Origin of the sequence: Bacillus sp. CH140a_4T, assembly GCF_008923725.1 — a bacterium.
In the GTDB taxonomy this organism is placed as follows: Bacteria; Bacillota; Bacilli; order Bacillales; family Bacillaceae_G; genus Bacillus_A.
Map to the genome: position 1 here is coordinate 384054 of NZ_WBPF01000013.1, position 21947 is coordinate 406000.

The 21947-nt window shown below is 36.1% G+C and carries 26 protein-coding genes and 1 riboswitch; of the genes, 10 read left to right on the top strand and 16 right to left on the bottom strand.

The features are described 5' to 3' along the window. Positions 1-60: 60 nt before the first annotated feature. From F8162_RS10635 to spoIIM, 8 genes are all read right to left on the bottom strand, one after another. Positions 61-1365 carry a pyrimidine-nucleoside phosphorylase gene (locus tag F8162_RS10635; RefSeq protein ID WP_001243077.1) on the bottom strand — a complete coding sequence of 435 codons (1305 nt, stop codon included), beginning with the start codon at positions 1363-1365 and terminating at the stop codon, positions 61-63. Positions 1366-1372: 7 nt separating this feature from the next. After that, positions 1373-2194: a purine-nucleoside phosphorylase gene (locus tag F8162_RS10640; RefSeq protein WP_001078443.1), complete on the bottom strand. Its 822-nt coding sequence runs from the start codon at positions 2192-2194 to the stop codon at positions 1373-1375. A 12-nt stretch (positions 2195-2206) separates the two neighbouring features. Then, positions 2207-3391, bottom strand: coding sequence for a phosphopentomutase (deoB, locus tag F8162_RS10645; RefSeq protein WP_151632959.1), 1185 nt, complete (start codon positions 3389-3391; stop codon positions 2207-2209). Positions 3392-3791: 400 nt separating this feature from the next. After that, complete coding sequence (locus F8162_RS10650; protein WP_151632961.1) at positions 3792-4535, bottom strand: FixH family protein; 744 nt, start codon at positions 4533-4535, stop codon at positions 3792-3794. 144 nt (positions 4536-4679) lie between these two features. Next, complete coding sequence (gene xerD, locus F8162_RS10655) at positions 4680-5570, bottom strand: site-specific tyrosine recombinase XerD (RefSeq protein WP_000390083.1); 891 nt, start codon at positions 5568-5570, stop codon at positions 4680-4682. A gap of 6 nt (positions 5571-5576) precedes the next feature. Further along, the gene (locus F8162_RS10660; RefSeq protein WP_001250432.1) at positions 5577-5807 is read right to left on the bottom strand and encodes a YqzK family protein; all 231 of its coding nucleotides are present in this window, start codon (positions 5805-5807) and stop codon (positions 5577-5579) included. A gap of 103 nt (positions 5808-5910) precedes the next feature. Further along, a complete protein-coding gene (locus F8162_RS10665; RefSeq protein ID WP_000392657.1) occupies positions 5911-6366 on the bottom strand; it encodes a Fur family transcriptional regulator in 456 nt (151 codons plus the stop codon). Positions 6367-6472: 106 nt separating this feature from the next. Further along, positions 6473-7090, bottom strand: coding sequence for a stage II sporulation protein M (gene spoIIM, locus F8162_RS10670; RefSeq protein WP_225990154.1), 618 nt, complete (start codon positions 7088-7090; stop codon positions 6473-6475). A 155-nt stretch (positions 7091-7245) separates the two neighbouring features. Between spoIIM and F8162_RS10675 the strand changes: the two genes are divergently transcribed. Beyond that, the gene (locus tag F8162_RS10675) at positions 7246-7797 is read left to right on the top strand and encodes a GNAT family N-acetyltransferase (RefSeq protein WP_151632963.1); all 552 of its coding nucleotides are present in this window, start codon (positions 7246-7248) and stop codon (positions 7795-7797) included. Between the two features lie 25 nt (positions 7798-7822). Here F8162_RS10675 and F8162_RS10680 read toward each other — a convergent pair whose 3' ends face one another. After that, on the bottom strand, positions 7823-8362 hold the full coding sequence (locus tag F8162_RS10680; RefSeq protein WP_151632965.1) for an NUDIX hydrolase: 540 nt from the start codon (positions 8360-8362) through the stop codon (positions 7823-7825). A 74-nt stretch (positions 8363-8436) separates the two neighbouring features. On the opposite strand from F8162_RS10680, the gene mciZ reads away from it, so the two are divergent. Together mciZ and lolS are read left to right on the top strand one after the other, a co-directional pair. Continuing rightward, entirely contained in the window at positions 8437-8565 is a 129-nt protein-coding gene (gene mciZ, locus F8162_RS10685) for a Z-ring formation inhibitor MciZ (RefSeq protein ID WP_000870295.1), read from the top strand. Positions 8566-8618: 53 nt separating this feature from the next. Next, a complete protein-coding gene (gene lolS, locus F8162_RS10690; protein ID WP_151632967.1) occupies positions 8619-9533 on the top strand; it encodes an aldo/keto reductase in 915 nt (304 codons plus the stop codon). A gap of 29 nt (positions 9534-9562) precedes the next feature. On the opposite strand, the gene F8162_RS10695 is transcribed toward lolS, so the two are convergent. The 3 genes from F8162_RS10695 to F8162_RS10705 form a co-directional block, all read right to left on the bottom strand. Beyond that, the gene (locus tag F8162_RS10695) at positions 9563-10390 is read right to left on the bottom strand and encodes an aldo/keto reductase (protein ID WP_151632970.1); all 828 of its coding nucleotides are present in this window, start codon (positions 10388-10390) and stop codon (positions 9563-9565) included. A gap of 121 nt (positions 10391-10511) precedes the next feature. Continuing rightward, positions 10512-11036 carry a GrpB family protein gene (locus F8162_RS10700; RefSeq protein WP_151632972.1) on the bottom strand — a complete coding sequence of 175 codons (525 nt, stop codon included), beginning with the start codon at positions 11034-11036 and terminating at the stop codon, positions 10512-10514. A gap of 70 nt (positions 11037-11106) precedes the next feature. Next, positions 11107-11370, bottom strand: coding sequence for a YqkE family protein (locus F8162_RS10705; protein ID WP_087981791.1), 264 nt, complete (start codon positions 11368-11370; stop codon positions 11107-11109). A 200-nt stretch (positions 11371-11570) separates the two neighbouring features. Between F8162_RS10705 and F8162_RS10710 the strand changes: the two genes are divergently transcribed. Next, positions 11571-13160, top strand: coding sequence for a bifunctional metallophosphatase/5'-nucleotidase (locus tag F8162_RS10710; RefSeq protein WP_151632974.1), 1590 nt, complete (start codon positions 11571-11573; stop codon positions 13158-13160). A 122-nt stretch (positions 13161-13282) separates the two neighbouring features. Here F8162_RS10710 and F8162_RS10715 read toward each other — a convergent pair whose 3' ends face one another. Further along, positions 13283-13759, bottom strand: a complete 477-nt coding sequence (locus F8162_RS10715) for a ribbon-helix-helix domain-containing protein (protein ID WP_151632976.1) — start codon at positions 13757-13759, stop codon at positions 13283-13285. Positions 13760-13880: 121 nt separating this feature from the next. On the opposite strand from F8162_RS10715, the gene F8162_RS10720 reads away from it, so the two are divergent. Next, positions 13881-14879 carry an alpha/beta fold hydrolase gene (locus tag F8162_RS10720; RefSeq protein ID WP_151632978.1) on the top strand — a complete coding sequence of 333 codons (999 nt, stop codon included), beginning with the start codon at positions 13881-13883 and terminating at the stop codon, positions 14877-14879. A 282-nt stretch (positions 14880-15161) separates the two neighbouring features. Beyond that, positions 15162-16481: a Na+/H+ antiporter family protein gene (locus F8162_RS10725; protein WP_151632980.1), complete on the top strand. Its 1320-nt coding sequence runs from the start codon at positions 15162-15164 to the stop codon at positions 16479-16481. A 23-nt stretch (positions 16482-16504) separates the two neighbouring features. On the opposite strand, the gene F8162_RS10730 is transcribed toward F8162_RS10725, so the two are convergent. Continuing rightward, positions 16505-17368, bottom strand: coding sequence for a LacI family DNA-binding transcriptional regulator (locus F8162_RS10730; RefSeq protein ID WP_151632982.1), 864 nt, complete (start codon positions 17366-17368; stop codon positions 16505-16507). A gap of 99 nt (positions 17369-17467) precedes the next feature. After that, positions 17468-17950 (bottom strand): GNAT family N-acetyltransferase, encoded by a 483-nt coding sequence (locus tag F8162_RS10735; RefSeq protein ID WP_151632984.1) that lies wholly within the window; start codon positions 17948-17950, stop codon positions 17468-17470. A gap of 81 nt (positions 17951-18031) precedes the next feature. Here F8162_RS10735 and F8162_RS10740 point away from each other — a divergent pair, with 81 nt between their 5' ends. Continuing rightward, positions 18032-18955: an alpha/beta hydrolase gene (locus F8162_RS10740; RefSeq protein WP_151632986.1), complete on the top strand. Its 924-nt coding sequence runs from the start codon at positions 18032-18034 to the stop codon at positions 18953-18955. 9 nt (positions 18956-18964) lie between these two features. Here F8162_RS10740 and F8162_RS10745 read toward each other — a convergent pair whose 3' ends face one another. Beyond that, positions 18965-19210 carry a DUF2552 family protein gene (locus F8162_RS10745; RefSeq protein ID WP_098498734.1) on the bottom strand — a complete coding sequence of 82 codons (246 nt, stop codon included), beginning with the start codon at positions 19208-19210 and terminating at the stop codon, positions 18965-18967. Between the two features lie 103 nt (positions 19211-19313). Here F8162_RS10745 and F8162_RS10750 point away from each other — a divergent pair, with 103 nt between their 5' ends. The 3 genes from F8162_RS10750 to ribE all read left to right on the top strand — a co-directional run bounded on the left by F8162_RS10750 (position 19314) and on the right by ribE (position 21935). Continuing rightward, the gene (locus F8162_RS10750; protein WP_151633857.1) at positions 19314-19556 is read left to right on the top strand and encodes a CDGSH iron-sulfur domain-containing protein; all 243 of its coding nucleotides are present in this window, start codon (positions 19314-19316) and stop codon (positions 19554-19556) included. A gap of 190 nt (positions 19557-19746) precedes the next feature. Further along, a riboswitch (FMN riboswitch) is annotated at positions 19747-19890 on the top strand. Between the two features lie 306 nt (positions 19891-20196). Beyond that, positions 20197-21309, top strand: coding sequence for a bifunctional diaminohydroxyphosphoribosylaminopyrimidine deaminase/5-amino-6-(5-phosphoribosylamino)uracil reductase RibD (ribD, locus tag F8162_RS10755; RefSeq protein ID WP_151632988.1), 1113 nt, complete (start codon positions 20197-20199; stop codon positions 21307-21309). Beyond that, positions 21291-21935, top strand: a complete 645-nt coding sequence (gene ribE / locus F8162_RS10760) for a riboflavin synthase subunit alpha (protein ID WP_151632990.1) — start codon at positions 21291-21293, stop codon at positions 21933-21935. Before ribD ends, ribE begins: the two co-directional genes overlap by 19 nt. The last annotated feature ends 12 nt before the right edge of the window (positions 21936-21947 follow it).

The window sequence follows — 21947 nt, forward strand, 5'->3', positions numbered from 1 at the left end:
TTATTATAAACAAAAAATAGTAAAAAAAGCCAAGGAGAAATACTCCTTGGCCCTTTTTTATTATTCAGTAACGATGCCGTGCACTAATGTTGGTGCATCTACATGTTCGTTAGCAATCTTCATGTTCTCATAAATTTTTGCTTTTACATCTTCCACATTCTCACGGTTTGCGTAAATAGTAACAAGGGATTCACCTTTTTTCACGCTGTCCCCTACTTTTTTGCGAAGCATTAAGCCAACTGCTAAATCAATTTCAGATTCCTTCGTCGCACGTCCTGCTCCTAAAAGCATCGCTGCTGTTCCGATTTCATCTGCAACGATTTCTGATACATAACCGTCTTCCTTCGCTTCTACTTCAATTTTAAACTGTGCTTGCGGTAATTTAGAAGGGTCATCAACAACAGATGCATCGCCGCCTTGCGCTGATAAGAACGTTTTAAATGATTCTAGCGCTTTACCGTTGTTCATTACTTCAATTAATTTCTCACGCGCATCTTCTAAAGATGAAGCTTGTCCAGCAAGGTATACCATTTGACTTCCAAGTGTTAAACATAACTCCTCTAAATCTTTTGGCCCTTTACCTTGTAATGTATCAATTGCTTCTTGTACTTCAAGTGCGTTACCAATAGCCTCACCAAGTGGTTGACTCATATCAGAAATAACAGCCATCGTATTACGACCAACGTTATTACCAATGCGCACCATTGCTTCTGCTAAACGTTTTGCATCTTCATCTGTTTTCATAAATGCACCTGCTCCAGTTTTTACATCAAGAACAATTGCATCTGCACCAGCAGCAATTTTTTTACTCATAATTGAGCTTGCAATAAGCGGAATTGAGTTTACTGTTGCCGTTACATCACGAAGTGCATACAATTTTTTATCGGCAGGTGTTAAATTTCCACTTTGACCAATAACTGCGATTTTGTTTTCATTTACAAGTCGCATGAATTCATCATTTTCGATTTCAACATGGAATCCTGGAACTGCTTCTAATTTATCAATTGTACCACCAGTATGTCCTAGACCACGTCCAGACATTTTTGCAACCGGTACACCTAAAGCGGCTACTAATGGACCTAACACAAGTGTTGTTGTATCACCAACACCACCTGTTGAGTGCTTATCTACTTTTACCCCTTCAATAGCTGATAAGTCGATTGTATCACCGCTATTTACCATTGCCATCGTTAAATCAGCACGTTCTTGATCGTTCATATCTTGGAAGAAAATTGCCATTGCAAGTGAACTTACTTGATAATCAGGAATATCACCATTCGTATATCCTTCAACAATAAAGTTAATTTCTTCTGTCGTTAATGCATGTCCGTCACGTTTTTTTGCAATTAGGTCCACCATTCTCATTGTGAGGTCACCCCTTCATTTGTTTTACAATTGCTTTTACTAATGCTAAGAAGTTAGCTTTAACACGTTCTGTCGTTTCAATTACTTCATCGTGGTGAAGTGGCTGATCTAAAATACCAGCTGCCATATTTGAAATACAAGAAATACCAAGTACTTTCATACCAGCATGACGCGCTACAATTACTTCTGGTACTGTAGACATACCAACTGCATCTCCGCCAAGTGTACGAAGCATACGAATTTCAGCAGGTGTTTCATATACAGGACCTGTCATTCCAACGTATACACCTTCTTGTACTTTAATATTTAAGTCCGCTGCAACTTGTTTCGCCATTTCACGAAGTTCTGGTGTATATGATGTAGACATATCAGGGAAACGTACACCCATTTCAGAATCATTCGGTCCGATTAATGGATTTGTACCCATGAAGTTAATGTGGTCTGAAATTAACATAAGATCGCCTGGCTCAAATGATGTATTTACACCACCAGCTGCATTTGTTACAACAACTGTTTCTACACCTAGTTCTTTCATAACACGAACTGGGAATGTTACTTTTTGCATGTCGTATCCTTCATAGAAGTGGAAACGTCCTTGCATTGCTACTACTGTTACACCTTGAAGTGTACCGAATACTAGTTGACCTGCATGACCTTCTACAGTTGATACTGGGAATTCAGGGATTTCACTGTAAGGTACTGTTACTGCGTTCTCGATTTCATCTGCTAATACCCCTAGTCCAGATCCAAGGATTAGTCCTACTTGTGGCGTTTCTTGAAATTTCTCTTTTAAGTATGAAGCTGATTTTGTAATAAGTTCACGATTCATTTGTTTATCCCCCTATTTCTTTAGCTCGTTTAAGAAGCTTGTTCCGTGTTCTGGCATTTTCACACCGAAGTTTTCTGCTACCGTTGCACCAATATCAGCAAATGTTTGGCGAAGTGATAGTTCTTGTCCGCCATCTTTCATGCTTGGGCTATATGCTAATAACGGTACATATTCACGTGTATGATCAGTACCGTGGTGAACTGGATCATTACCATGGTCTGCTGTAATTAATAATAAGTCATCTTCTTTTAGTTTTTCGAATACTTCTGGAAGACGAGCATCATATTCTTGTAGAGCTTCTCCGTATCCTTGTGGATCACGGCGGTGTCCAAATAATGCATCAAAGTCAACTAAGTTCAAGAAGCTAAGACCTGTAAAGTCCATATTTAATGTATCTACAAGCTTATCCATTCCATCCATATTAGACTTCGTACGAAGTGATTCAGTTACCCCTTCACCATCATAGATGTCAGAGATTTTACCGATAGCAATCACATCGTAGTCACTATCTTTTAATTCATTCATTACCGTACGGCCGAATGGTTTTAATGCATAATCATGACGGTTTGGTGTACGTGTAAAGTTTCCAGGCTCACCAACGAATGGACGAGCGATAACACGACCTACCATGTACTTCTCATCTAACGTTAATTCACGTGCAATTTTACAAATTTTATATAACTCATCAAGTGGCACTACTTCTTCGTGTGCAGCGATTTGTAATACGCTATCAGCAGAAGTGTAAACAATTAAAGAGCCTGTTTCCATTTGTTCTTGGCCAAGTTCATCCAGAATCTCAGTTCCAGAAGCTGGTTTATTACCGATAATTTTACGACCTGTTTTTTCTTCTAATTCATCAAGTAATTCTTTGGGGAATCCTTCAGGGAACACTTGGAATGGTGTATCAATGTAAAGGCCCATAATTTCCCAGTGTCCTGTCATTGTATCTTTACCAGTAGATTTCTCTTGCATTTTTGTATAATATCCAAGTGGTTTTTCTACTCTAGAGATACCTTTCATTTCACGAATGTTACCAAGACCTAACTTCACCATATTTGGCATTTGTAATCCATTCATATGTTCAGCAATGTGACCAATTGTGTCAGAACCTAAATCACCAAATTGCTCAGCATCTGGTGCTTCGCCGATTCCTACAGAGTCCATTACGACTAGGAATATACGTTTATATTTATTCATAACTGCGACCTCCTATAAGTTCAGTTCTACTTCTTGTAGTATGTTCAAAACGCTATAAAGTGAAACTGTTATTCATAAGAATTATCTTTCGTTCTCACTGGTAAACAGTACTTCTTTAAATGATTCTCTAACCTATTTCGTTTACTTTGAAACGACTCAAAAACATTTCTAGTTTTTTCTAAGTCAGATGTCAGACATCTGATACTGATATCATAACATGTTTACGCTTTCTTTTTAATACATTTTCGTAGAATTTCTTATTTTATTCACACTTCTATTGTAATCCATTATGCAAAGAAGTGCTAATTATTTTATGATTTATTTCTTCATATAAAGTGAAAAATTAATTAACTTACAAATAACGAGATAAAAATAAAAAGCAGCTCTAAAGAGCTGCTTTTTATTTTACTTCTACTGTTTCTTCTTTATGTTCATGCAGTTCGCCTTTTTTAACATGAACTTTCACTTTGTAAGCACCGTTTTCTTTGAAAGTATGTTTCGTTTCATACTCTCCTTTATTTCCTTCTTTTGCTGGAATAAATTCGTGTTTTTCAACACCATCTTTCCAAATCTCAAGTTGTACTTCAGCACCAGTTAACGCTTCTTCTTTTTGTTTTAAATGAACTTTCATAGTCGATTCTGCATTTGCTTTTATATCACCAGCCATAAGGTGGATCATCGTATCGCTTTTATGATCGCCATGTCCTGCACCGTGATCACTATTTCCTTTTTTCACATCTTCTACTTTTGCATTTCCTACAGCAACTGTTGTTTCTGGCATAACATGCATTTCACGCGCATTTGTATGAGGAATAATATGATATACTCCATCAGTTTCAAATGTTTTCTCTACTGCATAAACACCTTTTCCTTTATGCTTCCCATCTAACATCTCGTGTTTCTCGTCGCCATCTTTCCAAATCTCAAACTTTACATCATCAGCATCCGTTACTCTTTCTTTTCCTTGCGTAACAAGTGCTTGTACTTCTGTTTTTTCACCAAGCTTAATTTCTTTCGGATTCGTTTGAACCGCTACTTTTATAGCTTCCAGTTTCTGTTCTTTTTTCGGTTCTTCTTTGTTTGTATTACAGCCAGCCAATGCTAGCATCGCGATAAATAAAGTCATAATAAGTTTTTTCATCATCATTTCCTCCTTCATACCTTATTTAGTATAGAGGAAATACATTGTAATATTCTAGTCTTCTGCTGAAAACAATGTACGAAATGTTTGTGAAGTTTTTGTGAAGTGCTATAACCTTTTGAATCTATGAAAAAAAGAGCATAGTCACTATGCTCTCGGATGAAATTGTTTATATACATCTTTTAATCTAGCTTTTGAAACATGCGTATAAATTTGCGTCGTTGAAATATCTGCATGTCCTAGCATTTCTTGCACAGCACGCAAGTCTGCTCCATTTTCTAATAAATGCGTAGCAAAAGAATGGCGCAACGTATGAGGTGTAAGCTCTTTTTCAATATTTGCTTCTTTCGCCAATCGTTTTAAAATTTTCCAAAAACCTTGTCTTGATAATCGATTCCCGTGATGGTTTAAAAAGAGTGCATCTACTACTTTTTTACCCATCAATTCTCTTCTTCCCTTTTCAATATACTTTTGAATCGCTTCCGTCGCTAAACTTCCTAGTGGAATAATTCTTTCTTTATTCCCTTTCCCTATACAACGAACAAATCCCATCGTTAAATGTACATCTTCTAAATTTAAGGCAATTAACTCAGAAACACGAAGTCCCGTTGCATACAGTAACTCTAGCATCGCTTTGTCACGAACCCCAAAAGCACTCGTCATTTTTGGTGTCTGAAGTAACGCCTCTACTTCATCGATTGATAATACTTTCGGTAATTTCCGTTCTCCTTGCGGCGTTTCAATATGTACGGATGGATCGTGTTCTACCGCTCGTTCACGAAGTAAAAACTGGTGAAAAGAACGAATCGATGCAATATGACGTGCTAATGTTTTCGAAGATTTTCCGTTTTCTTTTAAGTGCTGCAGAAAATTAACAATATGCAAGCGTGTTACTTCATGAAAGCTTTTCGCTTGTTCTACATTTTGCAAATACTTTACATAACTTTTTAAATCACGTTCATAAGATACTACTGTATTTTTCGCTAGCCCTTTTTCGACAACCATATAATGAATAAAATCTTTTAATTGATCTTCCAATCTACACTACTCCCCATTTTCATAGAAAAACATCATTCTATTTACGAAAGCATCTTTTGCCGGCTCTTCATTCCCTGATACTTTTTCTACAGTCTCTTCTTTTGGTTTTTCATAACGATGATAGCTTTCATATTCTTCATTTATCCATAGTATAGCGAAATAAAACAAAATCGTACAACTTGTAAATAATAAAAATACTTTTATCCCATCAAAAGTTAATTTTAAAGCTCGGCGCATTGTAAATTCCTCCAAAATATAAGTTATTACAACATATGCCAAGCTTTCACCAATTTATACCTTATTCAAATAAAAAACCTCTTCCTAGATAAATAGGAAAAGGTTATTTTTCATCCGTTTCATTTTCTTGACAATTTTTACAAATCCCATGGAATGTTAAACGATGATCTTTCACTTTAAAGCTCCAGTCACGTTCTACTTTCCTTTCCACTTCACCAAGTAAATCTTCTTGTATTTCTTGTACAGCACCACATTGTGTACAAATCAAATGATGGTGAAAACGCTGCGCACCTTCTTGGCGTAAGTCATAGCGTGAAACACCGTCTCCGAAGTTGATCTTATCGACAACTTTTAACTCAGATAATAGTTCTAAAGTTCGATAGACGGTTGCTAATCCGATCTCTGGCGACTTTTCTTTTACAAGGAGGTAAACATCTTCTGCGCTTAAATGATCTTCTTCATTTTCTAGCAGCACACGAACTGTTGCTTCACGTTGCGGTGTTAATTTGTAGCTCGCTGCATGTAATTGCTTCTTAATTCGTTCAATTCTTTCTTCCATTCGGTACTACTCCCTCCTCGCCACTCTTACACCATTATATCAGAAGAAGGGCTTCTGTCAAAAGAAAAACAATAAAAACAAATTGATAATTATTCTCAAAAAGTATTTATTGTTTATTAATAGCCTCAACGACTTCTTTCATTAAAATTGGTGATGCATAAGCTTCTACACTAGAAGCAAGAGCTAACACCGCTCCGATTACAAGAAAGAAGCATGTATAACGAATTAATAATGGTAATAGCGGCTCGGTTATTTTCCGGATAAATTGATGCCTAATCATGCGCAAGGAAAAGCTTGCGGCAATTGTTGTCATAACGAGAAATACTGGAATAATAATGAGATTTTGTGGCAATACAGAAACGAATGCTAATAATAATCCATTCCATCCATGCTGACTGACTAAAAAACCTACTGTAAATCCGACAACTACTCCTTTTACAAATAATAAAATAAAAATAAGTGGCAATCCAATAATTGAAATTCCCAAAATCCAAATAAATCCAATGTATTTTAATTGCGAAAAGTAACTTTCTCGAAACATTTCGCCTGCAATAGCAAATTCTCCTTTAGAAACTTGTCCAAAAAAACGTTGTAAATAAAATGATAAATCTTGTTTTTGATTTAATTGTAAGCTATTTACAAGAATGGCCCCAAATATTACTCCCATCAATAATAAAACAGCGTTAAATATATATAATGAAGAGTTTTCCTGTATGTGAGACATTACACGGTCTTGCCAAGTTTTTCGCCACATTTTTCTTCCCTCCGTTCACACTCTTACTAAAAATGTATGAAAGAAAGAAAAAAGTATGACGAATTAACATTGAAATTCCGCTCTACTTTGCTAAACTAAAAGGTAGAGAATAGGAGGGATTTCTCTTGAAACCATTATTATTAGATTTTCCAACATTATTTCAAACTGAACGCTTACAAGTTCGTAAGCCATTTCCAGGTGATGGTGCAGAAGTGTATGAAGCAATCCAAGCTTCTCTAGAAGACTTAGTACCGTGGATGCCAATTAACGCTGACACAGAGGAAAGTGCTGAAGAAATCGTTCGTAACGCTCACGGACAGTTTTTACTTCGTGAAACACTTGATTTTCACTTATACGATAAAGTATCTGGTACATTCATCGGAGCTATAACGCTCAAGCCTGAAAACTGGGATATTCCAAAGTTTTCACTTCACTTCTGGCTGCATAGCGCTTATACAAAACAAGGCTATATGACTGAAGCCATTAAAGGTGCCATTCAATTTGCCTTTGATAAGCTAAGTGCTAGAAGAATTGAAATTCGTACTGATGCAACAAATGCAAATGCATGTAACCTAGCAGAACGTTTAGAATTTATTCTAGAAGGTACAATGGAAAATGATTTCATAGCACCAGATGGTAGCTTACGTGATGCACGCGTATACGCAAAAATCAATTAAAAAAACACTCGCCTTTGGCGAGTGTTTATTTTTGTAGTTGTAAATATTGTACTGCAAACATCGTCTTCGCATCATGAATACGAAGATCTTTCATAAGAGTAATCGCTTCTTCTAACGATACTTCCATTAATTCCACAAATTCATCTTCATCTAACTCGGCTTTATTTTCTTTTTTCGTCAAACCTGTAGCTTTATATACATATAAAATTTCATCTGCAAATCCTGGAGATGTATAGAAAGAAGTAATAAGCTCCATATTTTCACATACATATCCTGTTTCCTCTTCTAATTCACGAACTGCTGTCACCTCAGGTTTTTCACCAGGTTCTAATTTGCCGGCCGGAATTTCTATAATCGCCTTTTCAAGCGCTTTACGATACTGCTCAACAAGCACAATTTTCCCCTCATCAGTAATAGCAATAACAGCAACTGCACCAGGGTGATTTACAATTTCACGTTTACTCATCGCTCCATTTGGTAATACTACATCATCAACACGAACTTTTATAACTCTACCATCAAAAATTGGTTCAGTTTTTACTGTTCTCTCTGCAAGATTACTCATACTACTTCATCTCCCTGTTCTATTTCCTATTCTTTCCTCATACATTTTACCACATTGAAAGGAGCGTGATAGAAATGAAAGTTTATATTTTACCAAATCGCGTCACTTTAGTCGGGAAAGCATGGCAAATTCGCCATAAACTAAAACAATATGGCAAAGAGTATACAACTGTACAAGAGTGGATTACAGCTAATAAAAAGTAAACGTTTGTCAACCTCTTTTTCCTTTCGTACAATAAGAGTAAGGAGGTTGACTTATGAAAAAACGTCAATTAGGAAACTCAGATTTGTTTGTTACAGAAATGGGCCTTGGTTGTATGTCTCTCGGTACATCTGAAACAGAAGCTATGCGTATTATCGATGAAGCAATCGATTTAGGAATCAATTTTTTTGATACAGCGGATTTATATGATTATGGATTAAACGAAGAATTTGTTGGAAAAGCATTAAAAGGGAAACGAGACCAAATTGTTCTTACAACGAAGGTTGGAAATCGATGGACAGAAGAAAAAAACAGCTGGTCTTGGGATCCTTCTAAAAATTACATAAAGGCTGAAGTGAAAGAAAGTTTACGTAGACTTCAAACTGATTATATTGATCTTTATCAACTTCACGGCGGGACGATTGAAGATCCTATAGACGAAACAATTGAAGCCTTTGAAGAATTAAAAAAAGAAGGTATCATTCGCCATTACGGTATTTCTTCAATACGCCCAAATGTCATCCGTGAGTATGCAAAACGTTCAAATATCGTTAGTGTGCTAATGGAATATAACCTTTTAAATCGTCGCCCTGAAGAGTGGTTCCCGCTTCTAAATGAACAGCAAATTAGCATTATTGCTCGCGGACCACTTGCAAAAGGAATTTTAACTGACAATAATGTGAGAAAGATAGAAAGAGTAAAAGAAAAGGATTACCTTTCTTATTCTTACGATGAATTAAATACAACACTAGCAAGTGTAAAAGAACGAATCGGAGAAAGCTCTTTAACAGGAACAGCTATTCAATATTGCTTACATAACGAAACTGTTGCAGCTGTTATACCTGGTGCAAGCTCTATTCAACAATTGCAGGAAAATGTACAGGCTAGTAAACAAACAGAGTTAACAACAGCAGAATATATACAACTTCAGCAAATTGCTAAATGTGATACTTACACTTTACACCGTTAAAAAGACGCTACCATACTGGTAGCGTCTTTTTATAGCGTATCATATTTATCAGGATTCGTTCCTACATGTAAATTACGATTTAACGTATTGATTTGAGTCATCTCTTCTTCCGTTAGTGAAAAATCAAAGATAGTAAAATTCTCTTTAATACGGGATGGTGTAACAGATTTAGGAATCGTCACTACCCCGCTTTGAATATCCCATCTTAATATAACTTGCGCAGGTGTTTTATCATATTTGGTAGCAATGTCCTGAATAATCGGGTGCTCGAATACTTCCCCGCCTCTCATTAATGGACTCCATGCTTCCATTTGAATTTGCTCACCTTGGCAGAAATTACGCAATTCAAATTGTGCTAACATCGGATGAAGTTCCACTTGGTTTACCATCGGTTTCACCTTACAATTTGGTAATAACAGTTCTAAATGATGTTTATGAAAATTAGAAACACCAATCGCGCGCACTTTACCTTCTTCATACAGTTTTTCTAACGCTCGGTACGTATCGACATACTTCCCTCTTATTGGCCAATGTATTAAATATAAATCTACATAGTCCATTTGTAATTTCTTTAAGCTTTTCTCAAACGCCTCAAGTGTTTCCTCATATCCTTGATCGTCGTTCCAAACTTTTGTTGTAATAAATATGTCTTCTCTCGGAATCCCTGATTCACGAACCGCTTCTCCGACACCGCTTTCATTTTCATATACAGTTGCTGTATCAATCGAACGGTATCCAACTTCTAACGCTGTTTTTACTGCTTGTTTTACTTCGTCGCCTTCTTTCGCTTTATAAACGCCTAGACCAATCATCGGCATTTTTACGCCATTATGAAGTGTAGTTGTTGGAATGTGCACAGTCGTCTCCCTTTCATTCTTACATTTTTTATAAGCCACCACTTTATTTCAACAAGATTCAACCAAAAAGTCAAAACATATGTACAGTTTACATAATAATTTTATACACTAAAACGCAAACTCAATTATTCATATTTCCTTCTCTCCATTCTTTCGCTTTTTCATCAACACTACGCACAAACTCATTTTTTCCTTCCGTATATAACGTGCCATCATATGTATATTTTTCGGCTAATTCTTTCTTTAAGGTTGCATATTCCTCTGCTTCTTCACAATGAGCCATCATATAATCACGAAACGCTAAATGCCTTACTATCTCAGGATTTCCTTTTTCAAAAACATGTAAGTGATACGAGCGTTTTTCCTCCGTTCCATGAATAAAATAACGACGTCTTGAAATACCATTTTCCCCTTTTACGATATAACCAAGCTCTTCAAAACGTTCATTCCAATGATCTACTCTATCGATACTCTCTACTTCCATAATCATATCTATAATTGGTTTAGCTGCCAGTCCTGGCACTGACGTACTTCCAATATGATGGACTTTCACCATTTCTGGCATCGCCGATTTTAATCGTTCGGCCTCTATTTGAAATTTTTCATTCCAATGATTTTCATGCGGAACGACTACAATTTTTCTCATTTTACACTCCCCTTTTCTTACAAGCTCGTCAAAAAAATGATCAGCGGTATGCACTGATCATTTTTTTATATTATTTAAAGTCTTTCCAAGTAAGGCTACTTTCACTTAACAGTTCTTCAAATGATTTATTCTTTTCACGTTCTTTTTGTTCTCGGCGCTTTCTTTCCAGTTCAGCTGCCTCTTTTTCTTCTTCTCTCACTTGCAATTCTTTCTTCTTATTCTTTAATTGCTGCATGAGTGAATCATTTAATTGATCGCCTAATGTAAGCAACTCTTTCTCTGGATTATTCACTTGCGATTGTCTTTGCACTTGCCTTTGTTTCTTTTTCTTCATGCTACTCACCTTTTACTTTTTTCTCCATTATAGTAGATACACAATGAACTCGACAATAAAAAAGGTTCGTTACTCTACTATTCGCCTTTTGTAAATATGTTAATTTTTCGAAAAAACTAAATTTTTATATAGATATAATCCTATGAATCTATTAAAATTATGTCGTATGATGTCAGATTATAAAAAAGGAGAATTACATTATGTGGAAAAAAATCATTCCTGCTGTTGCCGTTTTAAGCACCATTACTTTTTCAAGCGTATTTGCCGCTCCCCCATCCCAGATTCCAGCTGAACAAAACCGCTACGTAGACGTACAAATGCTTGGTATTAATGATTTCCATGGACAACTAGATACTGTAAAAAAGATTAATAACAAAGAAGCTGGTGGCGCTGATTACTTAGCTACTTATTTAAAAGAACGTAAAAAGCAAAACCCTAATACACTTCTCGTACATGCTGGCGATATTGTCGGAGCTAGTCCACCAGTTTCAGCATTGTTACAAGATGAACCAACGATTGAATTTTTAAATGACTTAAAATTCGATGTTGGTACAATCGGAAACCATGAATTTGATGAAGGTATCGATGAAATGAAACGCCTCATTTACGGTGGATATCACGAGAAAACAGGGAATTTCAAAGGTGCTAACTTCCCTTATGTCGCTGCTAACTTCTATAACAAATCAACTGGTCGCTTATTTTTACCACCATTTACTGTAAAAATGGTAGATGGTGTTCCTGTAGGATTCATTGGCGTTGTTACAACTGATACGCCAAATGTCGTGATGCCTACTATGCTTAAAAATGTACAGATCACTGACGAAGTAGAAGCAATTAATAAATCAGCGCAACAATTAAAGCGTCTCGGTGTTAAATCCATCGTCGTCCTTGCCCATGTCGGCGGAACAACTGATGAGTCTGGCGTGACAAATGGAGACCTTACTCGCATTGCAAATGAAACAGACTCGGAAGTTGATGTTATTTTCGGTGGACATAGTCACACGTATGTAAATGGTACTGTAAATAATAAACTAATCGTCCAAGCGAACTCTTATGGAACAGCTTTCTCAGACGTAGATGTAACAATTGATCGTAAAACAAAAGATATTGTAAAGAAAAAAGCTGAAGTGATTACAACATATCATGAAGGTGTAGAACCTGATAAACAAGTAAAACAAAAAATAGATCAATATAAAGAAAAAATCGCACCACTTGTAAATGAAGTGGTAGGAAAATCTACAGCAGCTGTTGACCGTAAACAAAACGATGCTGGTGAATCTACTCTTGGGAATGTAATTGCCGATGCACAGCGTCAAACGATGCAAGCTCAAATCGCACTTATGAATCCTGGTGGTATTCGTAATGACTTAGATGCTGGCGATATTACATGGGGCGAATTATACGGCATTCAACCTTTCGGAAACCAATTAATTAAAGTAGATTTAACAGGCCAAGATATTCGCGATATTTTAAATCAGCAGTGGCAAAAAGGTACGACGCGCATGCTTCAAATTTCAGGTATTCAATATACGTGGGATTCCCATAAACCAAATGGTGAAAAAGTTACAAATATACGTTTGACAAACGGAGAAGAATTATCTCCCTCTCAAACGTATAGCGTAGTTGCAAATGCTTTCTTAGCTTCTGGCGGTGATGGATTCGTATCATTTAAAAATGGGAAAAATGCAGAAACTGGTCCAAACGACTTTGAAGCGCTAGTCGATTACGTAAAACAATTAAAAGAACCAATTCAGCCAGTTATTGATGGAAGAATTCAAAAGGTAAATTAAGTATTTCCTTAATATGCGATCCAAATTTTCATTATAAAGGATACGCACTTATACTTGATTCACAATATTAGTAAAACCTAAAAAGGATACTCGTTCTTACAATGAACTTAGTATCCTTTTCTTTAGTTATCAAAATGGGATGTTTTGTTAAAATCATATTGTTGTAAAAATTGTTGTAACGCCTCTTCTACAAGTTTAGATTTTTGAATTCCTTTCGATTCTGATATAGCATCTAATTTTGCTAATATTTCTTTATTAATAGAAAAGGTACGTTTCTTTTTTTCTGTACTTATACTCATAATTGGCGCAATTACTTCTTCTCTCTTTCTTAATAACTCATAAATACTTTGTAATTGCTCATAAATTAATAATTGATAATCTGTTTTCGCATATTGAAGGGCTGTCGCTTCTTGGAGTTGTAAGTGACGAGGTTCTTCTCCATCCCCTACAAAAATACGTTTCTTCTGTTCTCCATCATATTCGTATCCAATCAATCTTAATTTCTTTGATAATGTATACGGGCTTATTTCAAGACGTTTTGCTATGATAGCGATGGATTCACGTCTATTTAAGCAATCTATAATTTCTCCAATCGTCACAATTTCCCTCCTCCCGTGTTGAAATGACACTAGTATGGTATGTTACAATGATTTTCTAACAGTATATGCAAAACGAATAGCCTGTGCGATTCATACGATTTTAGAAAAGGAGGTTTTCCATATGCTTTTTCGTAGCTATACCCCACAATTTTATAATGAAAATAAACAAATCATTCCTAATAGTATTGCTACGATGGAAAGCGTTACGATTCATAATCGAAAACAAACTCTCCTTATGCGCGGGCAAAACGTAGAGCAGCCAATTTTATTATGCTGTCATGGTGGACCGGGAATGGCACAAATTGGATTTATTCGGCATTTTCAAAAAGAATTGGAAAAACACTTCATCGTAATTAATTGGGATCAGCGCGGGGCAGGTAAATCCTTTTCACTGAAAGATTTCGGAGCAAATTTTACAATCGAACAATTCGTGTCCGATGCAAAAGAAGTGATTCAATATGTACTTAAAAAGTTCAATAAACAGAAACTATTTCTCGCTGGTCATTCTTGGGGAAGCATTATTGGGCTTAACATAGCACATCAATATCCACAATATATCGAGGCTTACATCGGTATTGGGCAGATTGTACATATGAAACAAAACGAAGAATTGCTATATCAGCATTTAATTCTTTCTGCCAAAAGACATGATCATAAAAAAGCGTTAGCGTCTCTTTTAAAATTAGGAAAACCACCATTTTTAGATACGAGACGTCTCATTATTCAAAGAAAGTGGCTTGGCACATTCGGAGGAGCAATACAAAACGGATCTTCCTTTTCTTTCATACGGAAAGGCTTCTTTTCTCCCGAATATACGCTATTAGATTGGTTCAAGTTTCTCGCAGGAAATTTAAAATCTGGCGTTTTATGGGAAGAAATGCTAACAATCGATTTCTTTTCTTCTATTTCAAGTTTATCTATTCCGGTTTATTTTTGTTCTGGTCGCTATGATTATCAAACTCCTTATGCACTCGTTCAGGAATATTGTGATGTAATAGAAGCGCCTATAAAAAAGATGATTTGGTTCCCAAATTCAGCACATTCTCCCGATTTAGAAGAACCAGAATTATTCGCTCAATCTTTACAATCAATTAAACAAGAGCTAGCTTTTCAGCATTAGTAATAAAAGGCTCTTTTACATTTCATAGAAAACAATTTATAATAATATGTCGCAACTATGTATAAAGTGAAACTTTAATCAGTGGGGGTTTTCTTCATCCCCCACTGATTATTAGTTGAACCAATCGGACTTTTATGGGCAGTTGACCCCCGCCTAACTTCTTTGCTTTCGCTGAATTTTAAGGTGGGGGGCTTACTGCCCATTAAAGCGGGATAAATATAGCAAGGTGCTTCATATTTACTTGCCTTAACACAATAAAATTTTGGGGAGATTACATTTATTATGAATGCTGTACTCGTCGCAGTAGCAGTTATGCTATTGCTTAGTTTGTTACGTGTCCAGGTCATTGTCGCCATCATTGTTGGAGCTTTAACAGGCGGAATTATCGGCGGACTTGGTATTTCAGAAACTATTAACACTTTTACAACTGGTCTTGGAAACAGTGCTCCTATTGCTTTAAGTTATGCAATGCTTGGTGGTTTCGCTATTTCTCTTTCCAAAACAGGACTTCCAGATGCCATGATTCACACCGCATTAAAATGGATTGGCAATGAACAAGACACGAAAAAACAAGTTTATTCTAAAATACTTATTTTATTTATCATTTTAACGATGGCTTGTTTCTCACAAAATGTGATTCCTGTTCATATCGCTTTCATCCCCATCTTAATTCCAGCACTTTTAAAAGTATTAAATGAGCTGAAAGTGGATCGCAGACTTGTTACATGTATTATTACATTCGGATTGATTACTCCTTATATGTGGATTCCAGCGGGGTTCGGAAAAATTTATCATGACGTACTGCAAACAAATGCTGCGCAAAGCGGTCTTACATTTGATGTCGCACTTATTCCAAAAGCAATGACTATTCCAGCAATCGGTATGATTATTGGATTATGTATAGCAGTATTCATTACGTACCGGAAACCTCGTACGTATGAAACAGAACAAGTTCATACAACCGCAAATGAAATCGTTCCCTATACAAAACGTAGCATTACTTTCGGATTATTATCTATCATAGCTACATTAACTGTTCAATTAGCAACAGAATCAATGATTTTCGGTGCTTTAGCAGGGATTATCGTCTTATCAGTAAGTGGTAGTCTACCTCTTAAAGAAGCAGATGCGATATTAACAAGCGGAATGCGCATGATGTCCTTTATTGGTTTTGTTATGATCGCAGCTGCTGGATTTGGCGCTGTTCTTCGAAAAACAGGACATGTTGAATCGCTTGTGCAAACGAGTGCACATATAATTGGAAATAATAAACCGCTCGCTGCATTTCTTATGCTTGTGATTGGACTTCTCGTTACGATGGGAATTGGTTCCTCCTTTTCAACCATCCCTATTTTAACAACAATTTTTGTACCTCTTTGCATGCAGCTTGGATTTAGTCCAATGGCTACAATTGCAATTATCGGTACAGCCGGAGCGCTAGGCGATGCAGGATCTCCAGCATCAGATAGTACACTTGGACCAACATCTGGTTTAAATGCTGATGGTCAACACCATCATATATGGGATACATGTGTACCAACTTTCCTGCATTATAATATACCGTTACTTATATTCGGCTTTATTGCCGCAATTACATTATAAAAGGTGCGTTTTATACGCACCTTTTACTTTTTTATTTTCCGTTTTAATTGTTGCAAAGCTATTTTCCCATTTTCTTCGGCACAACTTTCAATTTTCATGAGTGACGGGCCTATCCATTCACTGTCTATGCTCCCGTTCGATCCAATAATTTTCAACTTATCCGGTATACGGATATTTAAATTTTTCGCTGCTTGAATTAACTCAAAAGTAACCTTTTCACTTGAAGTTACAATTCCATCTATATACGGGTAAGTTTGCAATAATGTAATAAACTGTTTATTCGTATACCCTTGTACACATACTTCTCGATAAGAGATTCCTTCCTCCCAAGCAGCGTCTAAAAATCCTGATATGTGCTCTTCCGTTTCTTCACTACCTTCTCCCTCATCGAAATAAGCAAGAAAGTGACAACCTTTCTCTTTTAATAAAGAAACCGCTCTTTGTCCACTTTCATAATAATTTGCATCGGATTGTTTTTCATCAATCACAACAAACGGAAGTGGAATTTCTCCAATACTTTTAAAAACTGATCTTGTTAAAATAACACCTGCAACGTTATTTTCCTTCAACATATGTATATATCTATCTTTATTCTCTATATTACAAACAATAATTTGATATCCTTCTTTATATGCTATTTCCTCAATACAATGTAGCAAAGTGATGTTTGATGGGTTATATAAATTATCTACAAGTAACGCAATTATCGTTGAATTCTGTTTAAACAATGGCTTTGCTGTACTATTTGGCCTATAACGTAATTCCTCAATTGCTTCCTTTACTTGTTTTACTGTGCCTTCATGAACGTATCCTTTTTCATTAATAACTCGTGAAACGGTTGCGACTGAAACACCTGCCAATTTTGCAACATCACGTATAGTTGCCACATCGTCACCCCTTAATATGGTAATAGATTACAATTTTACGGTAACCTAAATTACAATATTCGTCAAGGTTAATAACTTATATTTCTGAAAATTGTTACATCAATTTATTAAACGATACTCCAACTGGATTTCATGTAAAATTGGGATGTTATCATATCCAATACGTGGAATTTCTTTCTTTATTTTTCGTGCCTCTTCCGCCGCATTCACATATAAATTAGTCATCACAAAATTACGTTTTTGGTAAAAACGTAACGCATTCATATTATCATTTGTTGTAATAAGCCAAACCCGCCCGCACTGTTCTTCTTCTGCAACTTGTAATACATAATCTACAAGTTTCGTCCCTATTCCTTTTCTTTCTTCAAAGCTATCTAAAGATACAATTTCGCACATATTTCCGGTCACTTCATACGTTATAATTCCAATTATTCTGTCATCTGAGAGCGCAACAAATCCTGGCAACTCTTCTAACTGATGCCCCTTACCACGTGAAACCATCAATGAACTCCCCCAGTTCTCACACATGAACATTCGGATTGTTTCTTTCATCGTTGGCGTAATTTTTTGTATATACACCATTTCCTATTTCTCCCCTTTTCTATCATTGTGATACAATGTAAGTGTATCACATGTAACGGTATTTGGAGGATGAGGTAAAGTATGAAACGTTTTTTTGCAGCATTGTTTACTATACTAGGTGCGATAACTGCCCTTGGGATTTTCTTTACAAATAAAGTGATGTACTTAAAGAAAAAAACAGAGGAAGAAGTACTCGAAAGAGAAACGAAAAAACATTTTCGTATAGAGGATTTTGATGCTCTTCATAAAGAAGAAATTCATATTCCTTCGCAATTCGGATATGATCTTCACGGATATTACATTCCTGCTGGTCATTCCAATAAGTTTATGATTTTTTGCCACGGCGTAACTGTAAATAAAATGAACTCTGTAAAATATGCAAGGTTATTTTTAAACAGAGGGTATAATGTCTTTATTTATGATCATCGTCGTCATGGTAAAACTGGCGGAAAAACAACAAGCTATGGATACTATGAAAAACATGATTTAAAATCTGTAGTTGACTGGCTAAAAAGTCGTTTTGGAAAAAATATAACACTCGGCATTCACGGTGAATCTATGGGAGCTGCAACACTTCTTCAATACGCAGGACTTGTAGAAGATGGTGCTGATTTCTATATTGCAGATTGTCCTTTTTCTGATTTTTACGGGCAATTACAACACCGTTTAAAGGTTGAATTCCATTTACCTAAATGGCCTTTATTACCTTTAGCAAATGCTTTTTTAAAAGTGCGTGACGGTTATACGATTCGCGAAGTTTCACCAATCGATTGTATAAAAAATATTAACAATCCCGTCCTCTTTATTCATAGTAAAGATGATGATTATATTTTAGCTGATATGACGAAAGCACTATATGAAGCAAAAGAAAACAATAAACAACTTTATATTGCAGAACACGGCACACACGCTTGCTCTTATAACGAAAATAAAGAAGAATATGAAGAAGCCGTTGATCAATTTTTAAATTCATATGTAAAAGAAACAAAAAACAGGCTTGCATAAGCCTGTTTTTTATTGCGCTAAAACGTCTGTAACTTGTTCCATATTTTCAGAAATCCATTGCACTGCATCATCTAACGTTGGAAATTCTGTCGTTTGAAATGTTACTTCATCTTGAAGTAACCAAACATCTTTTGCCTCTTGCCCTACACCTGCAATGGACCAATGTAATAAACTATATGGATGATTATCATTCAAAAATGATGCCCACGTGCGCTCATTTGCAATGTTTCGTAATGTATGTAATTGTTTGTCCATCTCTCGTCACCTTACTCTAGTCAGTTATGAAAACTATTATAACACTCTATTCTTTCTCAAACAAAGTGCTCTTTTTATATTGTCAAGCACTTCCCTTGATTATATGATGAAATTAAGCGTTTGGGAAGGAGGGATAACGTTGGCGAAAGTACAAATTAAAGTAAATGATAATGGCTCTTTTCGCGTTACAGGGGACGTGGAATTAGTCGATTCACAAGGGAATGTATTCCCAGCAAAACCGGCATTTTCTTTATGCCGTTGTGGTTTATCAAAAAATATGCCTTATTGCGATGCTTCGCATAAAGGGAAATTCGAATCTGTTGTTAGAGCACCAGAGACAGAATAATTTCACATGTGACATGCACATTTTTTTGTGCATGTTTTTTCTTTTTATCAACTCCGTTATATCCCTTCTCCTTACAACATTTCTAATACTTCTGTCTCCATTCCAGCCTACATATATTTTCACATAATTCTTCACATTCGAATATTTTTTTCTAGCCTTTTATTTTTTTTGTGCTATAATTTGAGCAAACAACATCCTTCGGGGTCGGGTGAAATTCCCAACCGGCGGTGATGAAGTGCAAACTTCTAAGTCCGTGACCCGTTTTCAACTCGAAAACGGTGGATCTAGTGAAACTCTAGGGCCGACAGTATAGTCTGGATGGGAGAAGGATATGTTTCTAGTTTTTTATATAGTGAATACACTTTTATTTCAGTATGCATATTTTTAAAGATTCATTTTGATTCTTTATATATGTTTAGTTTTCTATACTTATTTTTTATACTGAAATAAAAAGAGACAACTAGCGTTTGAAAAATTCGATATTTTGCTAGGTTTTTTCCTTATGCAAAAATATCAATCATCGTTAGGTTTCTTTCCTGTACTTTCGTATTCGAACTATATTTCTAGAAATCACGTCTCCCAAACCCCAAGGATATAAAATCCTTGGGGTTTTTTGATTTTTTCAGGAGAGGTGAAGAGAATGACAGATCAAGAATATATGAGGATTGCTCTGCAGTTAGCAGAAGGAACATCTGGACAAACAAGTCCAAATCCTATGGTTGGTGCTGTTGTTGTAAAAGATGGAAATATCATCGGTATGGGCGCCCATTTACGTGCTGGTGAAGGACACGCAGAAGTTCACGCCCTTCATATAGCTGGTGAGAATGCAAAAGGAGCTACCGTTTATGTAACTCTTGAGCCATGTAGCCACTTTGGAAAAACAGCACCTTGCTGTGAATTGCTCATCGAAAAGGGAGTTAAGCGCGTTGTAATTGCTACCCTTGATTGTAATCCGCTCGTTTCTGGTAATGGAAAAAGGAGATTAGAAGAAGCTGGCATCGACGTAACAACTGGTGTTCTTGAAGCGGAAGCGGTTTTATTAAATCGCTACTTTTTTCACTACATGAAAACGAAACGTCCATTTGTAACAATAAAAACAGCGATGAGTCTAGATGGAAAAACAGCGACTGTCACTGGTGAAAGTAAGTGGATTACAAGTGAAGAATCACGATCTGATGTTCACCAATACCGCCATACACATGATGCGATTCTCGTTGGAGTGAATACAGTTATAGCTGATAATCCACATTTAACAACAAGAATTCCTAACGGGGGGAACAATCCTATACGCGTTATTTTAGATACCCATTTACGAACGCCACCATCTTCTCATGTCATAACAGATGGTTTAGCACCGACATGGATTATTGTCGGTAAGGATGTAAATAAGGAGAAGCTAGCTTCTTATGAATATAAAAATATAGCTATATTCCAAATGAAAACAAAACATATAGAAATCAAGGACCTTCTTTTCTTTCTTGGAGAGAAGCAAATTCTTTCTCTATTCGTTGAAGGTGGTCAAACAGTTCATGCAAGCTTCTTACAAACAAAGCATTTTAATGAAATTGTAACTTATATAAGCCCAAAATTAATTGGCGGGAAAGATGCCCCTACTTTATTTGGTGGAAATGGTTTCGCAGCATTACAAGATGCACTTTCCTTGGAAATTCAAGAGATGAAACAAGTTGGCAATGATATCAAAATCGTTGCAAATGCCCGAAGTGAGGTGACGGAATGTTTACAGGAATTGTAGAAGAGTTAGGAACGATTGCAAACATGAAACAAAGCGGAGAAGCGATGAAGTTAACGATCCATGCAAATAATATTTTATCAGATGTTCACTTAGGTGATAGTATCGCGGTTAACGGTATTTGCTTAACTGTAACGAGTTTCACAACAACTTCATTCACAGTAGACGCAATGCCTGAAACGATGCAATCCACATCACTTCGCATGCTTAAACCGCACTCTAAAGTAAATTTAGAACGAGCAATGGCTGCAAACGGACGATTTGGTGGACATTTCGTTTCAGGACACATTGATGGCATCGGAACGATATTAAACAAAAAACAACACTATAATGCCGTCTATTACAAAATAGCTATTGCTGATGAATTGCTTCGCTATTGTTTGTATAAAGGATCCGTTGCTGTTGATGGAACGAGTTTAACAATATTTGATATAGACGAATCTTCCATTACAATCTCACTCATCCCGCACACAGTAAGTGAATCTGTTATCGGAGAAAAGAATGCAGGTGACATCGTAAACATTGAGTGTGACATGATCGGTAAATATATCGAACGCTTTATTTCTAAACCAGTAAAACGAACAGGTTCAATGACCGAAAGCTTTTTACAAGAAAACGGATTTCTATAAGGGGGAAGCATT

Excerpts from the sequence above, each read along its gene's own strand:
- F8162_RS10635 (WP_001243077.1), bottom strand. The coding sequence starts at position 1,365 with ATGAGAATGGTGGACCTAATTGCAAAAAAACGTGACGGACATGCATTA.
- F8162_RS10640 (WP_001078443.1), bottom strand. The coding sequence starts at position 2,194 with ATGAATCGTGAACTTATTACAAAATCAGCTTCATACTTAAAAGAGAAA.
- deoB (WP_151632959.1), bottom strand. The coding sequence starts at position 3,391 with ATGAATAAATATAAACGTATATTCCTAGTCGTAATGGACTCTGTAGGA.
- F8162_RS10650 (WP_151632961.1), bottom strand. The coding sequence starts at position 4,535 with ATGATGAAAAAACTTATTATGACTTTATTTATCGCGATGCTAGCATTG.
- F8162_RS10660 (WP_001250432.1), bottom strand. The coding sequence starts at position 5,807 with ATGCGCCGAGCTTTAAAATTAACTTTTGATGGGATAAAAGTATTTTTA.
- F8162_RS10665 (WP_000392657.1), bottom strand. The coding sequence starts at position 6,366 with ATGGAAGAAAGAATTGAACGAATTAAGAAGCAATTACATGCAGCGAGC.
- spoIIM (WP_225990154.1), bottom strand. The coding sequence starts at position 7,090 with ATGTCTCACATACAGGAAAACTCTTCATTATATATATTTAACGCTGTT.
- F8162_RS10680 (WP_151632965.1), bottom strand. The coding sequence starts at position 8,362 with ATGAGTAATCTTGCAGAGAGAACAGTAAAAACTGAACCAATTTTTGAT.
- mciZ (WP_000870295.1), top strand. The coding sequence starts at position 8,437 with ATGAAAGTTTATATTTTACCAAATCGCGTCACTTTAGTCGGGAAAGCA.
- lolS (WP_151632967.1), top strand. The coding sequence starts at position 8,619 with ATGAAAAAACGTCAATTAGGAAACTCAGATTTGTTTGTTACAGAAATG.
- F8162_RS10700 (WP_151632972.1), bottom strand. The coding sequence starts at position 11,036 with ATGAGAAAAATTGTAGTCGTTCCGCATGAAAATCATTGGAATGAAAAA.
- F8162_RS10705 (WP_087981791.1), bottom strand. The coding sequence starts at position 11,370 with ATGAAGAAAAAGAAACAAAGGCAAGTGCAAAGACAATCGCAAGTGAAT.
- F8162_RS10710 (WP_151632974.1), top strand. The coding sequence starts at position 11,571 with ATGTGGAAAAAAATCATTCCTGCTGTTGCCGTTTTAAGCACCATTACT.
- F8162_RS10720 (WP_151632978.1), top strand. The coding sequence starts at position 13,881 with ATGCTTTTTCGTAGCTATACCCCACAATTTTATAATGAAAATAAACAA.
- F8162_RS10725 (WP_151632980.1), top strand. The coding sequence starts at position 15,162 with ATGAATGCTGTACTCGTCGCAGTAGCAGTTATGCTATTGCTTAGTTTG.
- F8162_RS10735 (WP_151632984.1), bottom strand. The coding sequence starts at position 17,950 with ATGGTGTATATACAAAAAATTACGCCAACGATGAAAGAAACAATCCGA.
- F8162_RS10740 (WP_151632986.1), top strand. The coding sequence starts at position 18,032 with ATGAAACGTTTTTTTGCAGCATTGTTTACTATACTAGGTGCGATAACT.
- F8162_RS10745 (WP_098498734.1), bottom strand. The coding sequence starts at position 19,210 with ATGGACAAACAATTACATACATTACGAAACATTGCAAATGAGCGCACG.
- F8162_RS10750 (WP_151633857.1), top strand. The coding sequence starts at position 19,314 with ATGATGAAATTAAGCGTTTGGGAAGGAGGGATAACGTTGGCGAAAGTA.
- ribD (WP_151632988.1), top strand. The coding sequence starts at position 20,197 with ATGACAGATCAAGAATATATGAGGATTGCTCTGCAGTTAGCAGAAGGA.
- ribE (WP_151632990.1), top strand. The coding sequence starts at position 21,291 with ATGTTTACAGGAATTGTAGAAGAGTTAGGAACGATTGCAAACATGAAA.